The organism is Pseudomonadota bacterium, assembly GCA_036339585.1.
In the GTDB taxonomy this organism is placed as follows: domain Bacteria; phylum Pseudomonadota; class Alphaproteobacteria; order UBA8366; family UBA8366; genus UBA8366.
The window spans coordinates 75460-101309 of sequence record JAYZAS010000005.1; the positions used below are offsets into that span (position 1 = coordinate 75460).

A 25850-nucleotide genomic window follows, 5' to 3' on the forward strand; every position below is an offset into this window, starting at 1 on the left:
ATGATATGACCTTGCAACAGAAAAGCCTGCTTTGGCTTTTAATTATTGTTGGTATTATTAGTATGCTTGTCTTATTGAAGGGCATTTTACTGCCTTTCGTGATCGGCATTGCGGTGGCATATTTGCTTGATCCCGTTTGCGATTGGTTAGAACGACGGCACTTTACAAGGATCTGGGCATCAATTGCAGTTACTAGTATGTTTTTTATCACTATTGCAATGGCTTTTGCACTTTTAGCGCCACTTCTTATTAATCAGATTACAGACTTCATCGAGAAAGTTCCCGGTTATATCCGGATCTTAGAGATCAAATTTATGCCTATGTTAGCCTATTTGATGACCCAATTCGACACTGATGGTACAGGCGAAATTGAGAAAATTTTTGGTCAATATATTGGAGATGCAGCCGCTATCGCAGGGCGTGTAATACTTCGCCTTCTAAGTGGCCTTGAAACAGCATTAAATATAATTTCTATTATAGCAATAACGCCCATCGTTGCGTTCTATTTACTCCGAGATTGGGATAAAATAATTAGTCGATTGGATGGATATCTTCCACCAGCGTATCGGAAGACAATACAAATACAGATCCGTTTGATAGATAACACCTTATCGGGGTTCCTGCGTGGCCAATTCATGGTTTGCCTTATTTTAGGAATATTTTATGCCGTAGGACTAATGATTATTGGTCTCGATTTTGGGCTGATTATTGGTCTTGGTACGGGTATGGTTTCATTCGTTCCATATTTTGGAATGTTAGCGGGAGTACTTGTGGGCCTAGGACTTGCTATTGCACAATTTGACTCATATGGTCCAATACTAGCAGTCGGCCTGCTGTTTGCTGCTGGACAAATAATGGAGGGTAACTTTGTAACCCCAAAACTAGTTGGCGATCGGGTCGGTCTGCACGCTGTTTGGATTATTTTTGCATTGATGGCCGGCGGCGCGCTTTTCGGTTTTCTTGGCATTCTGTTAGCTGTGCCAGTGGCCGCCGTGATTGGCGTACTTGTGCGCTTTGTTCTCGATTGCTACTTGCGTAGTGGGCTTTATGCTGGAGAATTACCGGAAAAACCCAATCCTCCGAAACCGCAATAGGGTTGTATTGGCACCAATATCTCAGATACCGTTGGACTTCGGATATCGTTCTGCCGCTGGCAGCAGTGATTTCCTTGTAGCACCTTGCAATAAAGATGCTGTCGCTTGGGTAGACCGGTGGCCTGATTGGCCGGCTCCCGCATTGTTTATTTTTGGTCCGGTCGGGTCTGGTAAAAGCCACCTTGGTCATATTTGGTGCGCACGGTCTGGGGCAGATAGATTGCAAATTGAAGACCTTACGGTTCAGACAACAGCCGACTTGGAGAAACAGAATTTTGTCTTGATTGATCCTCTAAAATCTCCCTTTGATGAATTGGCGCTCCTACATCTATACAACACCACAGCTGAAAAAGGAGGCCACCTTCTAATAATCGCTGAGGATCCACCAGCCCGTTTGGCTGTTGGGCTTGCCGACCTTCGCTCACGGTTGCAAGCAGCACCCACAGTAGGTATTGGCATTCCAGATGATGCATTAGTAGGTGCTGTAATGCTGAAGCAATTCACAGATCGTCAGCTGAGTGTTGACCCTGAAGTTCTTACTTTTTTAATGGCACGCATGGAGCGTACTTTTGAGGCTGCTAGCAAGTTGGTTGCTGCTTTGGATGAGGCTGCCCTGATTGAAAAGCGTCGAATAACAGTGCCACTTGCTAGGGAAGTGCTTGCACGACAAACAGCTTAAAGTTACAGAACTTCAATTGTGCGCTCGGTTCGAAGAATTTTTCGACGTAGTCCTCGTTCGGTACGGAAAAGCTCAAATATTCCCTTATAAGTGCCTTTCGGCCATATTCGTCCATAGCCCTTACGCCCTACAAAGTCGAATTTAATATTGGTAATTCGTGTGATTTTTTTCTTCGAAAATGCTATTCTTTGCGCTCTTGGGGAGACCAAACTAATTTCATATTCATCCCCGGGCCTTCCACCACCAAACTCAATAGCAAACACAAAGTTTGGAGATTTTCGCCCCATCCTTTCTTTAATGTCTAATCCATAAGTCAATGCAACACGATTGAATTTGGTACTATCGCTAAAGCCTGCTTGAAGGATGAATGCCTCCTTGTAGCGTAATTGAGCCCTAGCTTTCGCGCTCCACAGAGTTTTTTGCTCGATGCCACAACTTTTATTATTATCTGATATTTTGGGGGCGAAAGGATCTACAACCTTCCCTCGACGTTGGACAGCGAAATGTAAGTGGGGAAATTCGGAAAGACCAGACATTCCTACTTGACCGAGGACGTTACCAGCCTTGACTTCCTGACCTGTTGCTACACGAATGCTGGCATTTTTGAGATGTGCATAAATTGTTCGCCATCCTTTTCCATGATCAAGGATAACAACATTGCCAAGACCACGTCGTACGATGATATCATGGCCAATGGCCTTAAAAGAAACATCTGGAAGCCCGCGGCGTACTTTAATCACTCGGCCATTAGCTGCAGCTAAAACATCTACGCCGCGTTGCATTAACTTAATGCTGCGAAGTCGAATATCAGTGCCTTGATGGTTATTGTAGCTTAAATTGCCGCATTGAAAGTCCTTCCACTTGGCTGATTTGTCATGATCAACGAATAAGACAAGGTCACAATTATTTCCGAATTTACAATCTATTGGCATCTCAAATGGTTTTGGACTTTGACGCGCGAAAGTTTCTCCACAAAAAAAAAGAAGAAAAACAAAAGGCAAAAATCTCATAAACATTAGACTTTGCACTTTGGAATTACTTTGATGAGGTTTTTTTCAATGGTTACTGAAATTTCACCCCGCTTGAGTGCAAGCGCCTGATTTCCAAATATTTTTTTTCGCCAACCTTTGAGAGTACGTACATCAGCATTGTCATCTGCCGCTATTTGTTCCAATTCTGAAACCGTGGCTATGAGCTTGCTTGCGACACCGGTTTCTTCGCTGCAACGCTTCAGAATTACTTTCAATAACTCGGCTACTGGACCAACGCCTTGCGGAAGTGGTGGTTTAATTTTCTTTCTGGGAGCCCGACATTCAGGAACTGATTGACCTTCAGCTATTGCTGACAGGAGGATTTCGCCACTTTTGCCTCTTACAAAATTAGGAGAAAGACCTCTGGTGCGGCTCAGATCTTCGAAATTGCCTGGGGCCCGGCCGGCAAGATCAAGAAGTGTATCATCGCGAGCGATTCGATTGCGGGGTTTGTCACGCCTTTGTGCTTCGCGTTCCCTCCAAGCCGCAACGGCTTGCAAAACTGCTAGAAACCGTGGCTCATTATTTCTGCTTTTGATGCGTTGCCATGCATCAATTGGATTTGCTGAGTAGGTCTTTTTTGCTGTCAGTACTGCCATCTCCTCGTCAAGCCAATGACTGCGTCCACTCTCTATGAGGCTACTATTCAAATTCTCATAGACGGGCCGAAGGTGCGTAACATCCCCGAGGGCATAAGTTAGTTGTTGGGGAGTGAGAGGGCGGCGCGACCAATCACTGATCCGCGACTGTTTATTCATCCGTACGCCAGTAATCTTGGCCACCAAGGGTTCGTAGCCAATCTGGTCTCCAAACCCTGACACCATCGCTGCTAGTTGTGTGTCAAATATTGGAGAGGGTAACTCTCCCATTTCATAATAGAAAATTTCCATGTCTTGTCTTGCGGCGTGAAAAACCTTTAGAATTGACTTATCGCACATAAGATCGTGTATTGGTTCGAGGTTTATACCAGTGGCCATGGGATCTATAATTGCTGCCTCGGCAGGCCCGCCAATCTGGATAAGGCATAAGATAGGATAATAAGTCTTTTCGCGCATAAATTCTGTGTCAACTGTCAGAAATTCTGCGTTCTTTTGGCGTTTGCAAAAGATTGCAAGCGCGTCAGTAGTAGTAATTGGTATAATTGGCATACTGATGAGAGGCTACACCCATTTAATTTCCCGTCAATAAAAAGCATTATCTAACGTGTTAAACTTGACAAGACGCTAGAATTAATGCCCCTTGCTTACAGTGATTAAGGCGACATTGATACCCCATATGCATCTTTACCGTACACATAATTGTGATCAGTTGCGCACCGCAAATGCCGGCCAAAAAGTACGCTTGTCGGGCTGGGTTCACCGGACGCGGGATCACGGGAATTTGCTTTTTATAGACTTGCGCGATCATTATGGAATTACCCAATGTGTAATTGATTCCTCTAGTAACATTTTTGCTGAAGTTGAAGCCTTATCTATTGAATCGGTAATAACTGTCACTGGGTCGGTCAAAAAACGCTCAAATGAGACGGTAAATACCTTGATACCTAGTGGTGAGGTTGAAGTTTGGATAGAACAGTTCACGCTCCAAGCTTCTGCCGAATTGTTACCAATGCCAGTTAATCAGGATGCGGGCTACCCCGAAGATATACGCCTTAAATATCGGTTCTTAGATCTTAGGCGTGAAGAATTACACCGTAATATAATCTTACGTTCGGCTGTGATTGCGTCAATACGTAGGCGCATGATAGAGAGTGGATTCAGTGAGTACCAAACTCCGATACTTACTTCCAGCTCTCCGGAGGGTGCACGAGACTTTCTTGTTCCTAGCCGTCTTCACCCTGGGCAGTTTTATGCCTTACCTCAGGCACCGCAACAATTTAAACAGTTACTAATGGTTGCAGGTTTCGATCGGTATTTTCAAATTGCTCCGTGCTTTCGAGATGAGGATGCGCGCGCGGATAGATCTCCCGGCGAATTTTATCAGCTAGATTTTGAGATGTCCTTTGTGACCCAAGAGGATGTTTTTGAGGCGATTGAACCTGTCATAGCGGGCGTCTTTGAAGAGTTTGCAGATGGTCGTCTTGTCACAAAAACACCGTTTCCTCGCATTCCCTATGATGAAGCGCTTCTGAAATATGGTAGCGATAAACCAGACTTGCGTAACCCTTTGGTCATCGTCGATGTAACTGACACTTTTCGAGGATCAAATTTTAGTATCTTTGCAAATGCTATCGAGAAGGGCGCGGTAGTTAGGGCGGTGCCGGGACCTGGTGCAGGCGACAGGCCGCGAAGTTTTTTTGACAAATTAAACGAATGGGCGCAATCAGAAGGTGCGGCGGGGCTTGGGTACATCATTTTCATTGAAGGTGGTGGAAAAGGGCCTATTGCTCGTAATTTGGAGGAGGATCAACTTTTTGAACTCAAAGAAGCTCTTGGATTGGTCGATGGCGATGCCGTATTCTTTATATGTGACAATCCGAATGACGCCGCACGTTTCGCGGGGCTTGTAAGGAACCGTATCGGAATATCTCTTGAACTAATTCAGGAGGGAAGGTTTGATTTTTGTTGGATCGTTGATTATCCAATGTATGAGTTTGATGAGGTAAAAAGGAAAATCGAATTTAGTCATAATCCTTTTTCAATGCCGCAGGGTGGTATGGAAGCATTGGAGACGAAAGATCCACTTGAGATCAAAGCTTTTCAATACGATATCGTGTGTAATGGGGTTGAGCTTTCCTCAGGTGCAATAAGAAACCACTTGCCAGAAATAATGTACAAGGCTTTCGAAATTGCTGGTTACGGGGCTGACGTTGTTGAAGAACGTTTTGGTGGTATGTTGAATGCCTTAAAATTTGGGGCGCCTCCCCACGGTGGCTCTGCTCCTGGAATAGACCGCATAGTCATGCTTCTTGCTGATGAACCAAATATACGCGAAGTAGTTGCTTTTCCTATGAACCAACAGGCACAAGATCTGATGATGGGTGCACCCAATTCTGTGGATCAGTCGCATCTAGAGGAATTACATTTGCGAGTAAAGATGCCCCTGAAAGTTAATGATTAGTATTAGCCACCCAAAAGTGCGATTTATTCATATGTTCTTCTTTGTGTTCGAGTCAAAAATCAAAATTGGCATTTTATTTGTTTTTGTGTTGTTTAATTATAAGATAGGTGTGGCGAACCAATTAAGTGATATTGCAAAAAAAATATTGCCTCACGAAGCTGCATATGAGTTGGATCTCGAAGACGTAGTTTCTGGCAGTCAACTTGTGCATGCGAGCGGCTTTATGAGTTATAATTGGAAGCGCCGTTGTGATGGTTGGACTAGCGAGCAAAGACTATTCCTAGAGCTTACCTATCCGGAAAATAAAACCATAAAATTCAAGGCTATATCGGTCACATGGGAATCTGAAGATGGATTACGTTTCCGATTTAACATAAGTCGTGGAGCAAATGGTGAAGAAACCGAAAAATATGTGGGTGAGGCTATTTTGGATGGGTCTGGAGGCCCGGGCCGCGTTTATTATGAAAATCCTAAAGGTAAAGAAGTCTTGTTGGATCGTGGGACTATGTTTCCATCACATCATACTCTATTGCTGTTAAAAAGAGCGTCAAATGTTACTCGGTTCAGCCGGCAGCTTGTTTTTGATGGAGGTGATCCAGCGGGTTCTGCTGCGGTTGCGGCGATCTTTTTTCCAAAGCAAAAGGCCATGAAGCTAAAGAAACTCGTCAAGGGTTATGATCCCAAGTCGGTATACCCAGTGAAACTCTCTTTTTTTCCTTCAGCGGGCGCTAACTTGAAGGCGGATATTTTGCCGGATGCTGAGGTAAAAGTTTTCTACCAAGCCAACGGCATTGCACCAGTTTTATATTTTAATTTTAGCGAGTTAAAATTTCGCGGCGAGATGATCGCCTTTGCAGCCTTGGAAAGGCCTGTGTGCTAATCGGTTCCCTTTCTTATCTTTGTGCTCCCAAATTTAGACCTAACAGCATCCATTGCGGTGTCAATCCGAGCAGCGTCAGTATTATAGTTGTTGAAAAGATCTGGTGGATCCATTTTGGTTTCCTTGGTTAGATTTGCGGCACCGACCCCGACAAGCCGAAAATACGTGCCGTCAGCCTCCCTCTTGAGAATATCTACCGCAGTTTTTTGCAATGACCCTAGGAGCCGCGTGGGGCTCTGCAAGCGCCGTGTGCGGGTTAGAAGTGAGAAATCGGCACGCTTAAGTTTTAAGGTTACTGATCCAGCAGCAAAACCTTTTTCAATTAATTTTATTAAGACCTTTTCACAAAGGTGGTTAACCCTTTCTTCCAAATCTTCAAAAGCATTAGTGTTATTTGTAAATGTTGTTTCAGCAGAGATACTTTTTGTTTCTTGGTCAGGGATCACAAGGCGGTCATCCTCCCCTCGCGAAAATTGGAACAAACGCGTGCCTATTGATCCGTATCTCGAAACTAACTTTTGTTCTGATAATTTTTGCAGTTGTCCTATTTGTGAAATTCCATCGCGACGTAGTCTGGCAGCTAGGGATCGGCCAACACCCCAAAGTAAAGTAACTGGCTTAGGTGCGAGAAAATCCAAAGCATTTGCTTTTCCAATTATCGCGAAGCCACGAGGTTTATCTAAGTCGGAAGCAATTTTAGCGAGAAATTTATTGTAACTCAGGCCCACGCTAGCAGTGACTCCAGTTTCATTTTCTATACGTTTCGCTAATCGCGCTATAGACTCGGAAGGTGACATACGGTGAACTCTTTCGGTGCCGCTTAGGTCAAGGAAGGCTTCATCGATAGAGATTGGCTGCACCAACGGAGTAAGATAGCTCATTAACTGTCTAATTTCTGCAGCTACAGCCTTATATTTTTCCATATTAGGTTTTATTATGACCGCATGGGGACAAGCGGCCCGTGCTTTAAACATAGGCATGGCGGATCTCACTCCATATACTCGCGCCAGATAGCAAGCAGTCGCTACGACACCCCGTTTGCCTCCACCTATTATCAAAGGGCGTTTAGCGAGATCAGGATTATCTCGTTTTTCAACTGCAGCATAAAATGCATCACAATCTAAATGGGCAATAGTGAGGGTCTTAAGTTCAGGATGCGTTGTAACTCGCGGTGACGTGCAAGCCGGGCATCGGTCGCATTTCTTATCGGTAGTGTGATCAAATTGATAAAAACATTCGCGACAAAGCGAGGTTTGGTTGTTATTAATTTGCACCCCTATACTCATATCCTTTGCCATATTTTTATGAGACACTGCTGCACTGTAACTTACCTTTGCATGCCAAAAAACAGATTATGAAGCGTGGGGTAATAAGCTAATTGATAGGCGTTAAAGATCACTCGAGTCTATAAGATCTCAAGTTTTCGAAGAAACGGCAGTTATTCCCCGCATGCACAGTGATCGAGACCACGTATTAAATCATTGAACTGGCCGGTTCCGTTTAAAGCTGAATTTGAACATAAGAATGTTTGAAATGCGACTAGTATTATAAAACGATATTTGGCAGCGTACCTTTTGGCTTGCTTGTTAAATTGCAAGTATCAAGCGCCAAAACTTTGAATCGATTACTAACATGGATAAGGGTTTTCTCGATAAAAAAATCGAAAGGCAGATAGAATATTTACCACTACCTAATGAACATTTGTGATCGTCACTCAATACCTTAGTAGGACCTTTTTTAGTCAATACTGTCCCAGGTTCTCTCGGCTCACTTGATACGTCCCTCTTTGAAAAGGACATGCTTGCGAGCTACAGGATCGTATTTGCGAAATTCGAGTTTTTCGGTTTGGTTGCGGGGATTTTTTTTTGTAACGTAATAGTAACCAGTATCCGCAGTGCTTTCGAGTTTTATAAGAATAGTTGCCGATTTCGCCATATTTTGTACCTATCCCCGTTCCAGAAAAAATCCATATTGTAATTCATCCTAGCGGGATACGCTCCTGTTCCTTGCACGTCAAGGCAATTCATCAAAGTTACTCCTCACGCCAAATCCTATTATGGTCCATGTCTGCACTGAAAAACATAATTTTACGCTTAGAATCCGGGGCTGGTTTCTCTTGCAAATACAGTTGTGTCTGCTTAATCACTATTTCTGTGATACTTGCAACCTTCATTTGAATTAGATTATCGAGTGGCACCCAAGAAATTTCCTCTAATTCAGGTGTTTGACGTATTTGACCGCTTGCAGCTGAACCGTCAGCGATAAAAAAACGAGTATTGAAACGAATGGGCTGGTATTCTGGTGTGCATGCACGCATCAAATAGTCCAGAGCAGATAAGTCTGGAGCCAGCCCCGATTCATTGTAAGCTGATTGGGCTTCACTTATTGGTGGGGTGTTTAAGGAGCTTTTCCGCCCAATAAATAGTCCGGTTTCCTCATACATTTCCCGTAGCGCGGTCCAAGCCAACGCGTGAGCTACTTCCGGTTTGCTTGTTCGTGTTAAAAGCGATGAAACGCCAGAACGGAGGCTGAAAGGTGTTGTGATTTCAAAATCACTTGTTTCAAGTGCTCCGCCTGGAAACACCCAGACATTAGGCATAAAACGTGCCGTGCTTGGTCTTCTTCCTACAAGGACATCGGGATTCTTATCTTTACCGCGCACGACTATAATGCTGGCCGCGTCACGTGGTACTGCTGGCTTTTGGTTTTGCTCTTTTGAAATGTTTTCCATTCTCCTATCCGATATGTTGTCTTTGGTTTACGGAAACTGATTTATTGATGTAAATCTTGCCAGATTTATAGCTTGGGAATATTTAGTTTTGGATTCTAGTATCATGGTTGCAACTTGTTCATCAGGGCTAATTTTTTGTTTTGGTTTCCACGGACATACTTTTCTAATTAATTTCCCGTTATCAAGGGCTTGCGAATTCAGCGCTCGCCGCATTTGAAGGAATTTTTTAAAAGAAAAAAAGTTATTAGGGTCAAAAGCTTTTAAAAGTTTCGGCCCAGCCAACTCTCCCGATGTACATATGGACGGGAACACTCCAAGTTTTTGAAGCGAATAACCGGACGGAGCGAGAAGTAAGGCCCAAGTGAGAATGAGCTCACCATCATTTGGTAGGCGCAAGATGGTTTGAACCGTTCCTTTGCCAAAGCTTGAGGTTCCTACAACTACTGCCCGGGCATTATCCTGTAGAGCTGAGGCGAGGATTTCTGCTGAGGATGCTGTTGCGCCATTTATCAGAACTATCATGGGTAACCCTTTCAGGATGTCTCCAGCCGTCGCTTTGAAAGTCTTGATACTTTTTCGGTGTCTTCCTTTGGTAGATACAATCCGTCCGGTTTCCAAAAATAGGTTTGCTATTTTTACTGATTCATTAAAAAGACCACCGGAATTGTTGCGTAAGTCAAGAACTATACCACGCAGTTTCTTACCTCTGTGCCGCAAGATTTGTTCTATCAACTCTTTAATTCGCCCAGATGTTTTCCTATTAAAACTGGCGACACGTAAGAAGCTGACATTCTCATATTGTGTGACAAAAACCGTTTCGGCTGTGATTCGGGCGCGATCTAATAAATAGCGCTTTGGCGAAGAAACTGTTCCCCGTCGAACTCGAAGCGATACAGGGACATTAAGTGGCCCTCGTATTAAGTTTTGTATTTTTTGAATGGACGCACCGGCGATGTTTATTCCGCTTACCATTGTTATAACATCTTTGACGCGGAGACTTGAATGCGCTGCAGGAAGTCCATCAATCAATTTGACAATCTTAGCTCCCGCGGGGTGACGCTTGAGCCTTACACCAATACCGCCGAAACCTTGTCGTTGAACCCTATTGGCAGCAGCTTTTTTTGCGGAGGCATAGCGCGAATATTTATCGAGTTTATCAAGAATATTAGTAAAAAATAATTTGAAAATATTTTCGTCGTCTGCCTTGGCAATATGATGTGATAAGGTTGAGGCTTTCTCGAGTGCCTCGGCAAGATAATATCCCCATTGTGCGGGCGTTGTGGGTATCCTGTTCCTGTAGGCTTCAGCCTTTCCAATGGAAATGATTAAATCATTCCCTTTTTGAGAAACATAAAAATCTGGGTCAATTTGACTTAGTCCATCGAGGCCAGCGATTGCTAATTTTAATAACTGTGTTTTCTCAAGATACACTTTATCGATTTTATTGATAGTGTAAGTGAACATGCGGAGACGGTTTTCGCGAACTTCGTCAATTTCCACTCTATGTTGCGTAACGCATCCTGCTAATACGGTTATGAGTGTCAGTAAACAAAGTATACTTCGCCGCTTCATTAGCCACACAACTGCTGCTTTGGACGAAATCTTACCGAGCCCTTGGTTTGCGTATTTACAGAGAAACAGTGGCAGTGGGGTGAATAATTTGGGCTTAGGTGGAAATATCTAAAATACATGAATTTGACCGGCAAATAATTCAATGACTACTTTTACGGTGTCTCTTGTGCCGCGATTTTCGCTTCCCCGAGCTGTACGCCGTTCCATTCTTCGCCACAATAGCAAATTTTAGGCTTCCTGTTATTGGCAATGCTTCTACCAATTTTACATCAACAGTTTCACCGAGATAAAAGTGGATGCCGGTTTTTTCCTCTGTCATTTTAAGACCGGCTTTGTCAACATTGTACCAATCTCCCGGAAGTGTCCCAATTGGAATGAGCCCCTCTGCTCCGTTATCATTTAAGCGGACAAATATTCCAAAGCGAGTAATCCCTGTGATTTGTGCTTTGAATTCTGCGCCTATTCTTTCTGCAATGAAACCCGTTATCAGCCGGCTCTTAACTTCACGCTCAACAGCCATGGCCCTGCGTTCGGTTTTTGAAATCTCTTCACCTATGGCGGAATAGTTTTGCGCAAATCCAGAGGAGTGGCCATCACTACCCAATTTGAGAGCTGTAATCAATGAACGATGAACTAATATGTCTGAGTATCGCCGAATGGGTGAAGTGAAGTGACAATAAGTTTTCAGGCCTAATCCAAAGTGACCGATCCGCAACGGACCATATACAGCCTGACTTTGGGTTCGTAGAACGATTTCGTTTACAATTGTTGAGATATTTTTCTTGTGCGCGTTTTTTACCAGTAAAGAAAAAGAGCGGGGATCGATCGTGGTAGTTTTTTTGAATTTTAAACCAAGGTTTTTTGCAGCCTCGGCGAGCGATTCGATCTTATCAGCTGTTGGGCGGTCGTGGATACGATACATTACTGGTTCAGAATTATGTTCCAGAACTTCGGCGGCTGCTACATTAGCGGTTATCATAAATTCTTCAATCATGCGGTGGCTGTCAAGGCGTTGCTGCTCGTTGATGGCATGAACGTGTCCAGTTTTATCAAACTCTATTTTTCGTTCTGGTAGTTCTAATTCGAGGGCCCCGCGCTTTTGGCGTGCTCGATTAAGCACATCAAATGCTCCATATAACGGCTTTATAATCTTTTTTGTCAGAGAACCGGTTTCTTCGTCAGGAATGCCGTCATAAACTGACTGAACTTGTTCATAGGTCAATCTCGCAACTGAACGCATCAGGCCCCGCACAAAATTCTTTTTAATAATTGTGCCTTTGGCATCAATTGTTATGCAAGCAACGATGCAGGCACGGTCCTCGTTCGGTTTGAGGGAGCATAAACCGTTTGATAGAGGCTCGGGTAACATGGGAACTACTCGGTCTGGGCAATAAATTGAATTGCCCCTAAGGCGAGCCGCCTTATCAAGTGCATCCCCTTCCCGCACGTAATAGGCGACATCTGCTACCGCAATCCGTAGTTTCCAGCCGTCCCGATTGTTCTTTGCTGTGTCTGGTGCTGCCCAAACAGCATCGTCAAAATCACGTGCATCATTTCCATCAATCGTTACAAATTGTGTTTTTCTAAAATCACGACGGGTACCAATCTCTGGAACGGTCTTTGATTTTGCGAGCGCCATTGTCTCAGCATCAAAATCTATCGGGATATTTTTTGACTTCAACACTAAAACGCTGACAATCTGAGGTTCGCTCTCAGCACCAAGTCTCTCTATGACGCGTCCTTCGCGTTGATTATGCGAAATGCGTTGGGCAACGACATAATCGCCGTCAGTAGCGCCAAGCAAATTTTCTTTTTTTACGAAGAGATCTTGGCGATCACTCCGCGCTATCGAGGTTATAGTTGCGCCATTTGTGGTTGCATGTATTAAACCAATAATTTTTACTGGTGTGGACGGAAGAACTCTTATGGGTGCAGCTTCATAGCTACCATCCTGCATTTTTTTTAATCTGGCTAAAAAGCGGTCTCCGACCCCGGGATTGATAGGATTATTTGGGCGTATTGATAAGTAAATGATGGCCGGTGATAGTCGCCTATCCTGTTTTAAGGGTATGCAGATTGCATCTCCGTGACTGTTAATGTGGCTCACTTCAATTGCAATGACATATGGAATTTCATCGGGTCTTGTCATACGACGTCGATCGCCTCCAATCAGCCCCTCTTTCTTGAGGTTTTTAAGCTCCTGCCGCAGCCAATTCCTGTCAGCCCCTCGAAGGCCGAAGGTGCGCGCTATTTCGCGTCGTCCTACGGTTCTACCATTATTTAATATGAATTCGAGTATTTGATCGCGAGTGGGAAGCTGCGAGTTTTTATGGTCCGTCATTTAAAATTATTGTCCGACCGTATCTTTAACTAACCTTGCTCCAGCCTTGGAAGATGGTTTTTTGGTGGATTTTTGTTTTTTCTTTTTCGGCTTTTTTTTCGTGGTTGCTTTTTTCTGTGGTCCTTTCTTCGCTCGGTCGTCAAGTAATATAACTGCTTGCTCAATAGTCAAATCGTCAGGCTCTGTTGTGTCAGGAAGAGACGCATTTACCCGTCCATGTTTAACATATAGGCCCCAACGTCCTTTCCGTATTGTTATCGGCTTGCCATCGCGCGGGTGGTCCCCCACTTCGCGGGCACCGCTGCTAGGAGCCTCTGCAAACAAAGTAACTGCACGGTTAAGACCGATTGACAATACATCATCTTCTTTTAAAGAAATGTAAATACTACCGTGTTTTATGTAAGGTCCAAACCGACCAATTCCGGCGGTAATCATTCGTCCTGTCTCTGGGTGTGGGCCAACTTCACGCGGCAACGAAAGTAATCCCAAAGCCGCATCAAGATCGAGTGCTGCTGGATCCATATGACGTGGCACCGATGCACGTTTTGGTTTCGGGGGTGCTTTCTTTCCTTTTTCTTTTTCTAATTCGTCACCGAGTTGTACGTAAAAACCGTAGGGGCCTTTCCGAAGTGTAACATTAAGGTTAGTCGTTGGGTCTATTCCAAGAAGTTTTGGGCCAGCTGCAACTGCTGCGTCGCCGTCAGCGGTTTCCGAGTCACTCCCCGCGACCGCTAGTTGCTTGGTATATCGGCAATCAGGATAATTATTGCAACCGATGAAGGCTCCATATCTGCCAATTTTAAGATTAACACGCCCGTCTTCACAGGCAGGGCACTTTCGCGCTAGCTCACCTTCGGCACCTTCTCCAAAGAAATGTGGGCCAAGGTCCTCATCTAAACGATCGAGCACATCCGAGATGCGTAATTCTTTGGTTCCATCAACCGCAACGGAAAAGGCAACCCAGAAATCTTCTAATACTTTTTTCCAATCTAGCGTACCGCCTGATATGTTATCCAACTGTTCCTCGAGATCAGCTGTAAAATCATAATCAACGTATCTTCTAAAAAAATTTGCCAGAAAAGCAGTGACTACACGCCCTCTATCTTCAGGCTCAAATCGACGTTTATCCAGAATGACATAGTTTCTGTCCTGAAGTACTTTGAGGATGGAGGCGTACGTTGATGGTCGGCCAATGCCGAGTTCTTCCATTTTTTTTACTAAGCTAGCTTCGGTATAACGAGGTGGTGGCTGAGTAAAGTGCTGTGTGCTCACAACGTTCTGTTGCTGCACGGCCTGCCCCTTCTCCATTGAAGGTAAGCGTCGATCAGAGTCATCCTCGCCTGATCTATCGTCCTCACCTTCTTTATAAAGTTTTAAAAAACCGTCAAATCTTAATATCGATCCGTTGGCCCGAAGTGTTACCATTCTATCCGAGCAGGCAAGGTCGGCTGCTACTTGATCAAAGGCTGCGCTTTCCATTTCGCAGGCTACGGTGCGGTTCCAAATCAATTCATAGAGGCTGAGTTGAGGACCATCAAGCAACTGGGCTAGTTGGAGCGGTCGCCGAAGAAAGTCGGTCGGGCGTATGGCCTCATGAGCTTCTTGGGCATTTTTTGCTTTTGTCTTATAAATCCGTGGGCTGTCAGGCAGATATGAAGGCCCGTAATCTTCTTTAATCAATTTACGACTAGCAGATATTGCATCATTGCTCAAAGTTACGCTGTCTGTTCGCATATACGTAATTAAGCCGACATTTTCTCCGTCAATGTTAATGCCCTCATAAAGTTTTTGGGCAGTTTGCATAGTGCGTGAAGCACTAAAGCCAAGCTTACGGCTCGCCTCTTGTTGCAGCGTTGAGGTGGTAAAAGGCGGTGCTGGATTGCGGCGCACGGTTTTTCTTTCGATCTCACCGATTTGGAACTTTCGTTGTTCAATTGCGAGTTTTGCTTCATCCGCACTTTTCTTATTAGTTATATCTAATCGTTTTAGGCGCTTCCCTTTGAAGTGAGTAAGTCGCGCATCGAATTTGTCTCCGGATGAGGTTTTAAAGCTGCCTGTTATTGACCAATATTCTTTTGGTTTAAATATTTCGATCTCGGATTCCCGTTCACAGATTAATCGTAGGGCCACTGACTGTACGCGCCCGGCTGAACGTGATCCAGGCAATTTACGCCATAGAACAGGTGACAGCGTAAATCCAACAAGATAATCTAAGGCGCGCCGTGCAAGATATGCTTCTACCAAATCTTGATTAACATCCCGGGGGTGCGCAATCGCATCAAGAACGGCCGTTTTTGTAATTTCATGGAAGACTACTCGTTTAACTGTGATATTATTGAGAGCATTACGTTGTTCTAAAACTTCTTGGACATGCCACGAAATCGCTTCCCCTTCTCGATCTGGGTCGGTCGCTAGATAAAGATGTTCAGCACCTTTAAGTGCGTCAGCTATAGCATCGACCCTCTTTTTAGAATCTGCTGCCACTTCCCATGACATTGAAAAATTATCGTCGGGTTTAACAGATCCGTCCTTTGCAGGGAGATCTCGGACATGGCCATAGCTAGCCAATACTCGGAAATTGCCCCCAAGGTATTTGTTTATGGTTTTAGCCTTTGCAGGCGATTCAACAATAACAACGTCCATTGATTGCCTTTAACAGAACTGATATCGCTAGGAATTGGCATCGGTAAGGCGTTTCGTCAACTAAAAGCACACCAAAAAATTTACGGATTTGTAAAATAAGTATCCGGCTATGACCTTTCTAAGTTAGCGACTAATCTTAAAAAATATTTAAAAACATATAGTTAGATTAAAAATAATTTTCCTTATTTGCGAATTAAAATAAATTTAATTCAACATGGCGGATATTATTTTTTGTAGAGCTGAGCATTTCACTGTTTCAATGAATAGGCTAATTTTGATGAACAGGCTAATATTCTAAAAAAAGGAAAACGTTCCATTTGGTTCTGGGCACGCTGGCCTTTGTTTGATCGTTTTAAAATTAATTGTAACTTAAAGTGCCTGTACAATGCGCGAAAGCAACGCGTCTGTAGCGAAACTAAAAGAAAATATACCATGTCACATATGAAAAAATTGCGGGGAAACTGAAACTTACTCTTTCATTAGATAATGTTTTTTTCGTTTCTCAAAGATGATCGGATCGAGACATTTTTTGAAGCGCTAATTTTTTTTGTTTGCGCTGGCACCTATCTTGTCTTCTGTGCCAGCGAGAAGTCTTTCAATGTTTTCTCTGTGGCGGTAAATAACGAGCAATGCAAGCAGAACAGTCGTAGAAATTAAGCTAGGCTCTAACAAAAAAGCAATCACCGGAGTGAGGCCGACTGCAACAAGAGCTGCGAGCGACGAATATCTTGTTATTACAGCCGTGAATACCCAAGCGCCCAGGGCGCATGCAGCCACGGGCCAAGACATGGCGATATAAATGCCTGCCCCGGTTGCAACGCCTTTTCCGCCCGCAAAATTTAGCCACACAGGGAAAATATGACCGACCAAGACAGCAACGGCAGCAAGATTCATAGCGTCATTGCCATAATTTCCTGCCAGAAGTACTGCAACTGAACCTTTCCCTGCATCGAAAATTAGTGTTGCCAATGCTAGTAATTTATTACCCGTGCGAAGAACATTGGTTGCGCCAATGTTACCAGAGCCAACCTTTCGTATGTCACCATGGCCGGCAAGTTTTGTAAAAATCAACCCGAATGAGATTGACCCCAGCAAATAGCTTATAAAAGCAATGATTAGGAAAGATAAAAATTGAGTGTCCAAAAGTCGATCCTACGGTGCGAATTTGAAAACGCTTCTACCATCAACAATAGTTTCGTGCACTATTCCCTGGACGGGTCGTCCGTCATACGGGGAATTTTTGGATTTGCTAGAAAAATTCTCTTCTCGAAGTACCCAAGGCTTGTTAGGGTCAAAAAGTACAATATCTGCCGGCGCTCCGCGCTGTAATTTACCCCCTGGCAAATTGAAGAGTGTCGCTGGTTTTGAAGTAATTTTCTCTAATGCGGCAAGCAATGAGAGTTCACCGTTGTGAACTAATTCAAGCGTAAGTGGCAGAAGAGTCTCTAGTCCTATGGCACCACATTCTGCTTGGATAAATGGTAGTCGTTTGGACTCCTGATCTTGGGGCGAGTGGTCGCTGGCAATTATATCAATCGTGCCGTCAGCCAATGCGCTAACCACGGCGAGACGATCGTCCTCGCTCCGCAATGGCGGTGATAATTTAGCAAAGCTTCGATAGTCGCCGATAGCATTTTCATTTAGCGCGAAATAATGTGGTGCTGTGTCGCAGGTTATACTGAGGCCTCGATTCTTGGCGGCGCGGACAATTGCAACGCCATCTGCAGTAGAAATATGTGCAGCATGATAACGTCCGCCGGTCATTTCGACTAATCTGATATCGCGCTCTAGCATGATCGCCTCAGCGGCAGTTGGAATGCCCGGTAGACCTAGCCGTGTCGATATCTCGCTTTCGTTCATGACGCCATCTTTAGCAAGGAATGGCTCCTCCGGATGCTGGACAATGATTAATCCAAAGCCACTTGCATAACTGAGGGCCCGACTCATCACCATGGCATTTGAGATCGCTTTTGTACCATCTGTGAACGCTACAGCACCGGCCTCAGACAAGAGCCCCATCTCTGTTAATTGTTCTCCTTCCGTCGCACGAGTTACAGTTCCGTAAGTGTAAACCTTTACAAGCTTTGCTTCACGAGCGCGCCGGGCTATGAACTCCACTACAGATACATCGTCAACAGGTGGTTGTGTGTTTGGAAGGCATACCATTGCGGTTACACCGCCTGTCGCTGCTGCTTGCCCAGCAGTCTCGATTGTTTCTTTATACTCCTCACCTGGCTCTCTTAAATGAACTCGGATATCGATAAAACCCGGCGAAAGGCATAGACCAGTGCAATCAATCATCCTTGCTTTGCTCGGCAAACTATTTTTGTCTAACCCAGGACCATAATCGACAACGATTCCATCCTGGGTAAGAAGAGCACCTATACTGTCAAGACCCGTTGCCGGGTCGAGGAGACGTACATTGAAATATATGGTCGGCCCCAAGCTCATTGAGCTTTATTCAATTTATTGCGCGTTAAAACTTCAAATACAGCCATTCGTACTGCTACTCCCATTTCAACCTGCTCTCTAATAAGAGATCGATCTATGTCGTCAGCTAACTCACTATCGATCTCCACACCGCGGTTCATAGGGCCGGGGTGCATCACAAGCGCATCAGGATTAGCTGCATTGAGTTTTTCTTTGGTTAATCCATAGAAACGAAAATATTCTCGTATCGATGGAACATACATACCTTGCATTCGTTCGGTTTGAAGTCGCAGCATCATTACGATATCGCAACCAGAGATTCCATCTTCGAGGTTGTGAAATATATCTACGCCATATCTTTCAACGTCTGTGGGGAGAAGCGTCGGTGGGGCGACGAGGCGCACTTTTGCACCCATCGTAGTCAAAAGACACATATTTGACCGTGCGACACGGCTGTGTAAAACGTCACCGGAAATTGCTACCGACAACCCCTCTATTTTTCCGTACCTTCGCCGAATTGTTTGTGCATCCAGTAACGCTTGAGTGGGGTGTTCATGAGTACCGTCACCACCGTTAACTACCGAGCAGTTTACCTTCTCCGCAAGCAACTGTACTGCTCCAGAATGCGGATGGCGAACGCACAAGATATCGGGATGCATTGCATTCAGTGTCATTGCGGTATCAATTAACGTCTCGCCTTTTTTAATGGAACTGGTGGAAACAGCCATGTTTATAGTATCCCCACCGAGTCTCTTTCCGGCAAGTTCGAAAGAGGTTCTCGTCCTTGTTGAATTTTCGAAGAATAAGTTAATTAGAGTGCGCCCACGCAATAGATCGGTTTTTTTATTCTCAGCCCTATTCTGTTCAACATAGGAGTCTGCAAGATCTAATAGTATTTGAATTTCTTGTGGACTAAGCCCTTCTATCCCCAAAAGATGTTTGTGGGGAAATGCGCGAGCAGGTGGGTTTTGCGGACTTTTAACCGCTTTCCGCTTAGATTCCATTAAATTCAATGTATAACGGCGAAGTAGCTGAGGTGGCAAGAGTCTTTAAATTCAAAATCAATATTTTTGTATTGTAGGGATTTATCTGGATTGCGATTTTATGTCTCTGATACATGATTTTTTAACGCATCAAGTGCACCCTGCAAGATGAAGGCGGCTGCCATTTTGTCGACAGAACGAGCTCTTTTTTGTCGGCTAAGATTAGCTTCATCAATCATTAATCTTTGAACCGCAACGGTTGAAAGGCGTTCGTCCCAGAAAACCACTGGGAGACTTATATGTGTAGATAAATTAGATACAAAATCACGAGTTGCTTGAGCACGTCGCCCTTCTTCGCCGCTCATATTAGTTGGAAGGCCAAATACAAAACTGCTTACAGTGTACTCAGTAATCACTTTTTGGAGATAAGGCAGGTCTTTTGAAAACTTAGTTCGTGGAAGTGTTTTCAAAGGGGTTGCAATAATTAAATTTGGATCAGTAATCGCTAGTCCTAATGTCTTTGATCCGAGGTCAACACCAAGCCAACGACCATTTTTGGGTTTTTTTTTGGCTAAATTGACTAATTTTTCTATTGTCATAATAAAGCTTACGGTGTTGTTATTGATACCTGCAAGGGTGATTGTTAGCCTTCACGGAAGATTGGTATTTTGGGATAGCGTTGATTATGAGTATTGACCACAAGATTATTCAAAAAATTGCACTTTTAGCGCGCATAAAGGTATCTGCTGAAGAGAGAGAAGAGCTCGCATCGGAATTAACAAATATTTTCGATTGGGTTGAAGAGTTAGATAAAGTCGATACTAATGACATTGAGCCAATGACCTCTGTCGTTCAAGCATCAGCCTCGTTGCGGAAAGATAATCCGAATGATGGAGGCTATCCTGAGAGAATTACTGCTAATGCCCCAGAGGCCGTTGAGCATTTTTTTACTGTGCCAAAGGTCGTCGAATAATGATCTTAACCGATCTCACTATCGCTGAAGCTCGAAATTTGCTCATTGCTGGAGATATTTCATCGGTAGAGTTAACAGAAGCGCATATCAGAGCTATGGAGGCAACTTCCAGCCTTAACTTGTTTATTACTGAAACTTGCGAACAGGCATTGTCTAAAGCTGAAAAATCAGACACCCAACGTTTGTCGGGTAATCAAGGCAAGCTGGAAGGTATTCCAATCGCCGTAAAAGACTTATTCTGTACCCACGGCGTGCTGGCATCCGCTGCGAGTAAAATGTTAACGGGATATACACCTTGTTACGAGTCAACCGTCACTAAACATCTATGGAATGCGGGTGCCGTAATGCTTGGTAAGACGAACATGGATGAATTTGCTATGGGCTCATCAAATGAGACCAGTTACTATGGCCCTGTGACAAACCCATGGCAGCGTGTCAATGAACCGACAGTGAAGTTAGTTCCAGGTGGATCATCCGGTGGATCTGCAGCGGCTGTGGCAGCGCGAGCAGTCATGGGGGCTCTTGGTACAGATACTGGAGGGTCAATCCGTCAACCTGCAAGTTTTTGCGGTGTTGTTGGTATAAAGCCTACCTATGGGCGTTGTTCCCGCTGGGGTATGATTGCTTTTGCTTCATCCCTTGATCAAGCAGGACCGCTTACGCGCACAGTACGAGATAGCGCGATTATGCTAGGAGAGATGGCTGGGTATGACGCAAAAGATTCTACGTCTGTTAACATAGAGGTGCCCGACTACGAAGCCGCTCTTAAAAAAAATGTAAAAGGTGTGCGCGTGGGTGTTCCGCAAGAATATTTCTTGGAGGGGATGCCAAAAGAGATTCAATGTATTTGGGATAAAGGCATCACTTGGTTTAAAGAGGCCGGAGCGGAAGTTAAAGATGTAAGTCTACCGCACACTAAGTATGCTTTGCCCACCTATTACATTGTAGCGCCCGCTGAGGCTTCCTCAAATTTAGCGCGATATGATGGTGTTCGTTATGGACTTCGTATTGAGGGTAAGGACCTTCAAGAAATGTATGAGAATACCCGCGCAGAGGGGTTTGGGCGGGAGGTACGGCGAAGAATAATGATTGGCACTTATGTCCTATCAGCAGGTTACTACGATGCCTATTACCTAAAAGCTCAGAAGGTGCGCACCAAAATTGCTGACGACTTCAGAAATAGCTGGAAGAGTGTTGATCTATTGCTAACCCCGACAGCACCCAGTGCTGCATTCGTTCAAGGAGAAAAAATAAACGATCCGATAGCAATGTATTTAAATGATATTTTTACTGTGCCTGCTAGTATGGCAGGCCTACCTGCCATATCGGTGCCGGTAGGTCTCTCTTCTGAAGGCTTACCCCTAGGCCTGCAATTAATAGCTAAGCCATTCGATGAAGAATTATTATTCAGAGGGGCTGGTTTGTTGGAGCTGGCTGCTAATTTCAAAGAGAAACCAAAATTGGCAGCTTAAAACATGTAATGAGTTTTTTTGCTTATCATGACATGGAGGTTAATAGGCTGATTTTTTGTCCGTAGGTGCACGCATTTTTAATATTTTTGAAAATGTACAGTTTTTTGAAACTAAATTTTAGAAATAGAGAAAATTGTTACTAAATACCGATTCCATTTTCTAATAGCATGCCGGAACATAGTCAGAGATTTTCAATGGCTGAATTATTAAAAGGTACTAAAGGTGATTGGGAAGTGGTCATTGGTTTGGAAGTCCACGCCCAGGTTATAGCTGGATCTAAGCTTTTTTCGGGCGCGACAGCTGAATTTGGTGCGGAACCAAACGCACAGGTGAGCTTTGTAGATGCCGCCATGCCCGGGATGCTTCCCGTTTTAAATGAAGAAAGTGTGCGGCAAGCTGTGCGCACCGGTCTAGCTGTCAATGCAATCATAAATTTGAGATCAGTATTTGCGCGAAAGAATTATTTTTACCCAGACCTGCCACAGGGCTATCAGATTTCTCAATACGAATTACCCATTGTTGGAGAAGGTGCTGTTGAAATTGATCTCCCAGACGGCGGTGCTAAGACTATCAGAGTCGAACGTCTGCACCTGGAGCAGGATGCAGGAAAATCGATACATGATCTTCATCCCACCAAATCATACATTGATTTGAACCGTTCCGGAGTAACTTTGATGGAGATTGTGTCGAAGCCAGACATGAGGTCAGCTGATGAGGCTGTCGCGTATATTGCAAAGTTACGTTCTATACTCCGGTATATCGACGCATGCGATGGTAACATGCAGAATGGAAGTATGAGAGCAGATGTAAATGTCTCTGTGCGAAACCCTGGTGACAAGCTTGGCACGCGTTGTGAGATAAAAAACGTAAACTCTTTACGCTTCGTTCGTCAAGCAATCAATTTCGAGGCACACCGCCAGATTGAAATCCTTGAGAATGGAGGGCTAATAGACCAAGAGACACGTCTGTATGATCCAGATCGTAACGAAACACGTCTGATGCGCTCGAAAGAAGACGCGCATGACTATCGATACTTTCCAGATCCAGATTTATTACCATTGGATTTGGAGCAAGCGTATGTCGATGAATTAAAAGCAGGCCTCCCGGAGCTTCCAGATGCTCGGAAAAAGCGCTTTGTCGATGATTATGGCCTGAGTGTCTATGATGCGAGTGTACTTGTGGCTGAGCGTGATACAGGTGATTATTTTGATTCTGTGGCAAAGAGCCGTGATGCAAAACAAGTTGCCAACTGGATCACAGGTGAATTATTTGGGCATCTTAAAAAAGATGGTCTATCAATAAAGAAGTCTCCAGTTAGTGCAGAAAAACTTGGTGGGCTCATCGATTTGATCAGCAGCAGTACAATATCTGGGCGGACGGCAAAGGAAGTTTTCGAAAAAATGTGGCAAACGGGTAATGATGCCAAGGAAATTGTTGAATCAGAAGGCCTTAGTCAGATAACTGATGCCGGGGAGATCGAAATAATTGTAAATAAAGTAATTTTGGAAAACCCGAAAAATGCGGATGAGGTTCGAGGCGGCAATTCGAAAGCCATAGGTTGGTTTGTCGGGCAGGTAATGCAAGCGACTGCTGGGAAAGCAGATCCTAAAGCGGTAAATGAATTACTTCGCGATAAGTTAAAAGCTTAGGCAGCAAAAGTAGCCAAAGAACTTACAAAAGCTTACTCCTTTCCTCTAAATCGGCAGTAATTCTCGTGGAATTAAACTACATCTCCCGGTTTTCGGAAAGACGATCGAAGGTTATGCTGCCTTCATGATGTCATTAGAGCGTGGTCGTGACTTGACATCATCTTCTACATCTTTAATCACTTTCTCCAATGCCTTATGAAGTGCTTTTGCTGATTTCAAGTCCAACTCAACACCTACTCGAGTTCCGGCTCCAAGACCTTTATTTACAAAGTCTATAGTCACAGCATCATTTAGCATGGCGTGATGAGGGTGGTCATATGAGATTGCAGCATGTGTAAGGTTTACCCATCCTTCCGGACTCTTTCCTGACCCTTTGCAGGCCACTAGTTCAAGTATTGATGTGCACATTTTAAAAGTTCCCTAAAATATTTATCCAACATATTTTTTTACAAAAGCGAATAATTTTTCCCAGCCATCATTGCATTGTTCAACTCGGTGTAGAGGCCTATTATAATAAAAGAACCCGTGCCCCGCGCCATCATACCGATGAAACTCATAGGTCTTCCCGTGTTCCTGAAGTTTCTTTTCATGTTGATCTACTTGCTCAGCACTAGGTGCTTGGTCTTCATTGCCAAATAAGCCAAGAATCGGACAGTTGAGATCTGCCGTCATATCTATAGGAGCTTGAGGTAACTTTTCATTTAGGTCCTCCTCAGCCATAACCACGCGACCTCCCCAGAGATCTAGACAAGCATCCGCTTTTTCTGTTTTTGAGCAATAAATTACGGCGTGGCGGCCGCCAGAGCATGTGCCAAAAACGGCTGCTTTACCTGTAGAGAATTGCTGAGATTTAAGCCAGTCCATTGCGGCGTCAACATCTCCAACCATTTGGGCATCTGAAACACCCCCTTCCGCACGAACTTTGGCTGCAACATCTTCTGCGCTGCCCTCGCCAGCGCGTTCGTAAAGATTAGGACTTATTGCTGCATACCCGTGGTGTGCAAATTTACGCGTTGTTTCGCGGTACCATTCATCCCATCCCGGCAAATGATGTATCAGTACTATTCCAGGAAATGGACCGGGCCCCATTGGGCGGGCAGTATAAGCCTGAATGGGATCATTGTTATGGCCGTCTAAGATTATCATTTCTGCGATCATACTTTCGTAAGACATTAGTTTTCCTTCCGTAATTTTTTATTTATTAACAAGAATAAAGACGCTCGGTCGAAACTGAGCAAGAGGGTCGCTGATAAAAGTTTTGCATGAAAAGTAATTAACCTCTTACCGTAACTGAGACAGACCCTAGTCCGGCCATATGATGGTGTAATGTATCGCCCGGTTTTACCCAATGAGTTTTTACCATAGAACCCAAAGTGACAATATTGCCGCCTCGTAGCATGCGGCCTTGCTCGCAAAGTTTATTAGCAAGCCATGTAAGAGCGTTTAATGGGTGTCCCATAATCAACGAACTCTTACCGTGGCCTAATTCTTTTGAATTAAGTGTAACAAACGCTTCTAAAGAGGCAAGGTCAAGCTTGTGCCAGTCTGCGATGGGTCGACCTAGAACGATACCAGCATTGAAAAAATTATCAGCTGTCAAGGTGGGCGTATCTAAGGCCTCAAAATTCTTATATCTCGCGTCAACAAGCTCTATTGATATCATGACAGAATCTATGGCATCAACAACAAGCTCAAAATCGTAGGGATCTCCGTTATTGGGAAGATTAGTATCTAACCGGACTGCCATTTCTGCTTCAATTCCTAATTGTACATAATTAGCTAAATCTAAAACTGCTGTATCTCTGAAAATAGTAGAGCTAAAAATCTCGCCATATATGGGTTCGTGTATGTCTAAGTACCGCTGAAGAACTGGAGTGGTGCAGCCAATTTTGTAGCCGGACCTGCTGCCTAGACGGCTTCGACTAAGTTTATCATTCAGGCTGTTTTGAATCTTGTATGCAGCTCCCATATCTAAGGGGCGTACATCGCTATTCAACTTATCAAGCGCGGTATTAGCAAGGCGATTTTCCTCTAAGATGGTCACCGCTTGATTAACATTATCTGATTTCATTCTGTTGCGACAGACGTGAGGTTTTCAATTATTGAATCGAAAGCTTGATAGGCAATCATCTCTAACTCTTTTTTGGTACGGTTTTGAATAGGGTGTTCTACCCATACCGTAGCTGGCTCGAAACCAAGAGATGCCGCTTGCGCCTTTGCTGCTGACACAAACTCGGTCGTTGCTACAAGTAAACCAGGCACCTTTAATTGATCAAGAGCATTTAAATCATGCAAACTGCACGATGTGCATG

23 protein-coding genes are annotated in these 25850 nt (G+C 44.2%); 7 read left to right on the top strand and 16 right to left on the bottom strand.

Annotation, left to right across the window (positions count from 1 at the left end):
- Window positions 1-5: 5 nt before the first annotated feature.
- Together VX941_05800 and VX941_05805 are read left to right on the top strand one after the other, a co-directional pair.
- Window positions 6-1094, top strand: a complete 1089-nt coding sequence (locus VX941_05800) for an AI-2E family transporter (GenBank protein MEE2932919.1) — start codon at window positions 6-8, stop codon at window positions 1092-1094.
- Between the two features lie 7 nt (window positions 1095-1101).
- Window positions 1102-1773 (top strand): DnaA/Hda family protein, encoded by a 672-nt coding sequence (locus tag VX941_05805; GenBank protein ID MEE2932920.1) that lies wholly within the window; start codon window positions 1102-1104, stop codon window positions 1771-1773.
- A gap of 2 nt (window positions 1774-1775) precedes the next feature.
- Here the strand turns inward: VX941_05805 and VX941_05810 are convergent, their stop codons facing one another.
- Entirely contained in the window at window positions 1776-2789 is a 1014-nt protein-coding gene (locus tag VX941_05810; GenBank protein MEE2932921.1) for a M23 family metallopeptidase, read from the bottom strand.
- On the bottom strand, window positions 2789-3952 hold the full coding sequence (gene rnd / locus VX941_05815) for a ribonuclease D (protein MEE2932922.1): 1164 nt from the start codon (window positions 3950-3952) through the stop codon (window positions 2789-2791). Before rnd ends, VX941_05810 begins: the two co-directional genes overlap by 1 nt.
- Before the next feature lie 127 nt (window positions 3953-4079).
- Between rnd and aspS the strand changes: the two genes are divergently transcribed.
- On the top strand, window positions 4080-5864 hold the full coding sequence (aspS, locus tag VX941_05820; protein ID MEE2932923.1) for an aspartate--tRNA ligase: 1785 nt from the start codon (window positions 4080-4082) through the stop codon (window positions 5862-5864).
- Between the two features lie 109 nt (window positions 5865-5973).
- Entirely contained in the window at window positions 5974-6744 is a 771-nt protein-coding gene (locus VX941_05825; protein ID MEE2932924.1) for a DUF1849 family protein, read from the top strand.
- Here VX941_05825 and VX941_05830 read toward each other — a convergent pair.
- The 10 genes from VX941_05830 to ruvX form a co-directional block, all read right to left on the bottom strand.
- Window positions 6741-8030 carry a DNA polymerase IV gene (locus VX941_05830; protein MEE2932925.1) on the bottom strand — a complete coding sequence of 430 codons (1290 nt, stop codon included), beginning with the start codon at window positions 8028-8030 and terminating at the stop codon, window positions 6741-6743. The genes VX941_05825 and VX941_05830 overlap by 4 nt on opposite strands.
- 481 nt (window positions 8031-8511) lie before the next feature.
- A complete protein-coding gene (rpmG, locus tag VX941_05835) occupies window positions 8512-8679 on the bottom strand; it encodes a 50S ribosomal protein L33 (protein MEE2932926.1) in 168 nt (55 codons plus the stop codon).
- A gap of 97 nt (window positions 8680-8776) precedes the next feature.
- Entirely contained in the window at window positions 8777-9475 is a 699-nt protein-coding gene (locus VX941_05840) for an NUDIX hydrolase (GenBank protein MEE2932927.1), read from the bottom strand.
- A gap of 27 nt (window positions 9476-9502) precedes the next feature.
- Window positions 9503-11047, bottom strand: a complete 1545-nt coding sequence (locus VX941_05845; protein MEE2932928.1) for a S41 family peptidase — start codon at window positions 11045-11047, stop codon at window positions 9503-9505.
- Window positions 11048-11186: 139 nt separating this feature from the next.
- Window positions 11187-13388: a ribonuclease R gene (rnr, locus tag VX941_05850; protein ID MEE2932929.1), complete on the bottom strand. Its 2202-nt coding sequence runs from the start codon at window positions 13386-13388 to the stop codon at window positions 11187-11189.
- Between the two features lie 6 nt (window positions 13389-13394).
- Window positions 13395-16031 carry a type I DNA topoisomerase gene (gene topA, locus VX941_05855; protein ID MEE2932930.1) on the bottom strand — a complete coding sequence of 879 codons (2637 nt, stop codon included), beginning with the start codon at window positions 16029-16031 and terminating at the stop codon, window positions 13395-13397.
- Window positions 16032-16568: 537 nt separating this feature from the next.
- The gene (gene plsY, locus VX941_05860; GenBank protein MEE2932931.1) at window positions 16569-17174 is read right to left on the bottom strand and encodes a glycerol-3-phosphate 1-O-acyltransferase PlsY; all 606 of its coding nucleotides are present in this window, start codon (window positions 17172-17174) and stop codon (window positions 16569-16571) included.
- 9 nt (window positions 17175-17183) lie between these two features.
- Entirely contained in the window at window positions 17184-18482 is a 1299-nt protein-coding gene (gene pyrC, locus VX941_05865; protein MEE2932932.1) for a dihydroorotase, read from the bottom strand.
- On the bottom strand, window positions 18479-19465 hold the full coding sequence (locus tag VX941_05870; protein ID MEE2932933.1) for an aspartate carbamoyltransferase catalytic subunit: 987 nt from the start codon (window positions 19463-19465) through the stop codon (window positions 18479-18481). Before VX941_05870 ends, pyrC begins: the two co-directional genes overlap by 4 nt.
- 98 nt (window positions 19466-19563) lie before the next feature.
- Complete coding sequence (ruvX, locus tag VX941_05875) at window positions 19564-20043, bottom strand: Holliday junction resolvase RuvX (protein ID MEE2932934.1); 480 nt, start codon at window positions 20041-20043, stop codon at window positions 19564-19566.
- An 86-nt stretch (window positions 20044-20129) separates the two neighbouring features.
- Here ruvX and gatC point away from each other — a divergent pair, with 86 nt between their 5' ends.
- The 3 genes from gatC to gatB all read left to right on the top strand — a co-directional run bounded on the left by gatC (window position 20130) and on the right by gatB (window position 23538).
- Window positions 20130-20417 carry an Asp-tRNA(Asn)/Glu-tRNA(Gln) amidotransferase subunit GatC gene (gatC, locus tag VX941_05880; protein MEE2932935.1) on the top strand — a complete coding sequence of 96 codons (288 nt, stop codon included), beginning with the start codon at window positions 20130-20132 and terminating at the stop codon, window positions 20415-20417.
- Entirely contained in the window at window positions 20414-21889 is a 1476-nt protein-coding gene (gene gatA, locus VX941_05885) for an Asp-tRNA(Asn)/Glu-tRNA(Gln) amidotransferase subunit GatA (GenBank protein ID MEE2932936.1), read from the top strand. Before gatC ends, gatA begins: the two co-directional genes overlap by 4 nt.
- A gap of 194 nt (window positions 21890-22083) precedes the next feature.
- The gene (gatB, locus tag VX941_05890; protein MEE2932937.1) at window positions 22084-23538 is read left to right on the top strand and encodes an Asp-tRNA(Asn)/Glu-tRNA(Gln) amidotransferase subunit GatB; all 1455 of its coding nucleotides are present in this window, start codon (window positions 22084-22086) and stop codon (window positions 23536-23538) included.
- Between the two features lie 111 nt (window positions 23539-23649).
- Here gatB and VX941_05895 read toward each other — a convergent pair whose 3' ends face one another.
- The 4 genes from VX941_05895 to VX941_05910 form a co-directional block, all read right to left on the bottom strand.
- The gene (locus tag VX941_05895; GenBank protein ID MEE2932938.1) at window positions 23650-23946 is read right to left on the bottom strand and encodes a DUF6295 family protein; all 297 of its coding nucleotides are present in this window, start codon (window positions 23944-23946) and stop codon (window positions 23650-23652) included.
- A 21-nt stretch (window positions 23947-23967) separates the two neighbouring features.
- Entirely contained in the window at window positions 23968-24711 is a 744-nt protein-coding gene (locus VX941_05900; protein MEE2932939.1) for a dienelactone hydrolase family protein, read from the bottom strand.
- Between the two features lie 100 nt (window positions 24712-24811).
- Window positions 24812-25609, bottom strand: coding sequence for a fumarylacetoacetate hydrolase family protein (locus VX941_05905; protein MEE2932940.1), 798 nt, complete (start codon window positions 25607-25609; stop codon window positions 24812-24814).
- Entirely contained in the window at window positions 25606-25833 is a 228-nt protein-coding gene (locus VX941_05910) for a hypothetical protein (protein ID MEE2932941.1), read from the bottom strand. The genes VX941_05905 and VX941_05910 overlap by 4 nt, the downstream gene beginning before the upstream one ends.
- Between the last annotated feature and the right edge of the window lie 17 nt (window positions 25834-25850).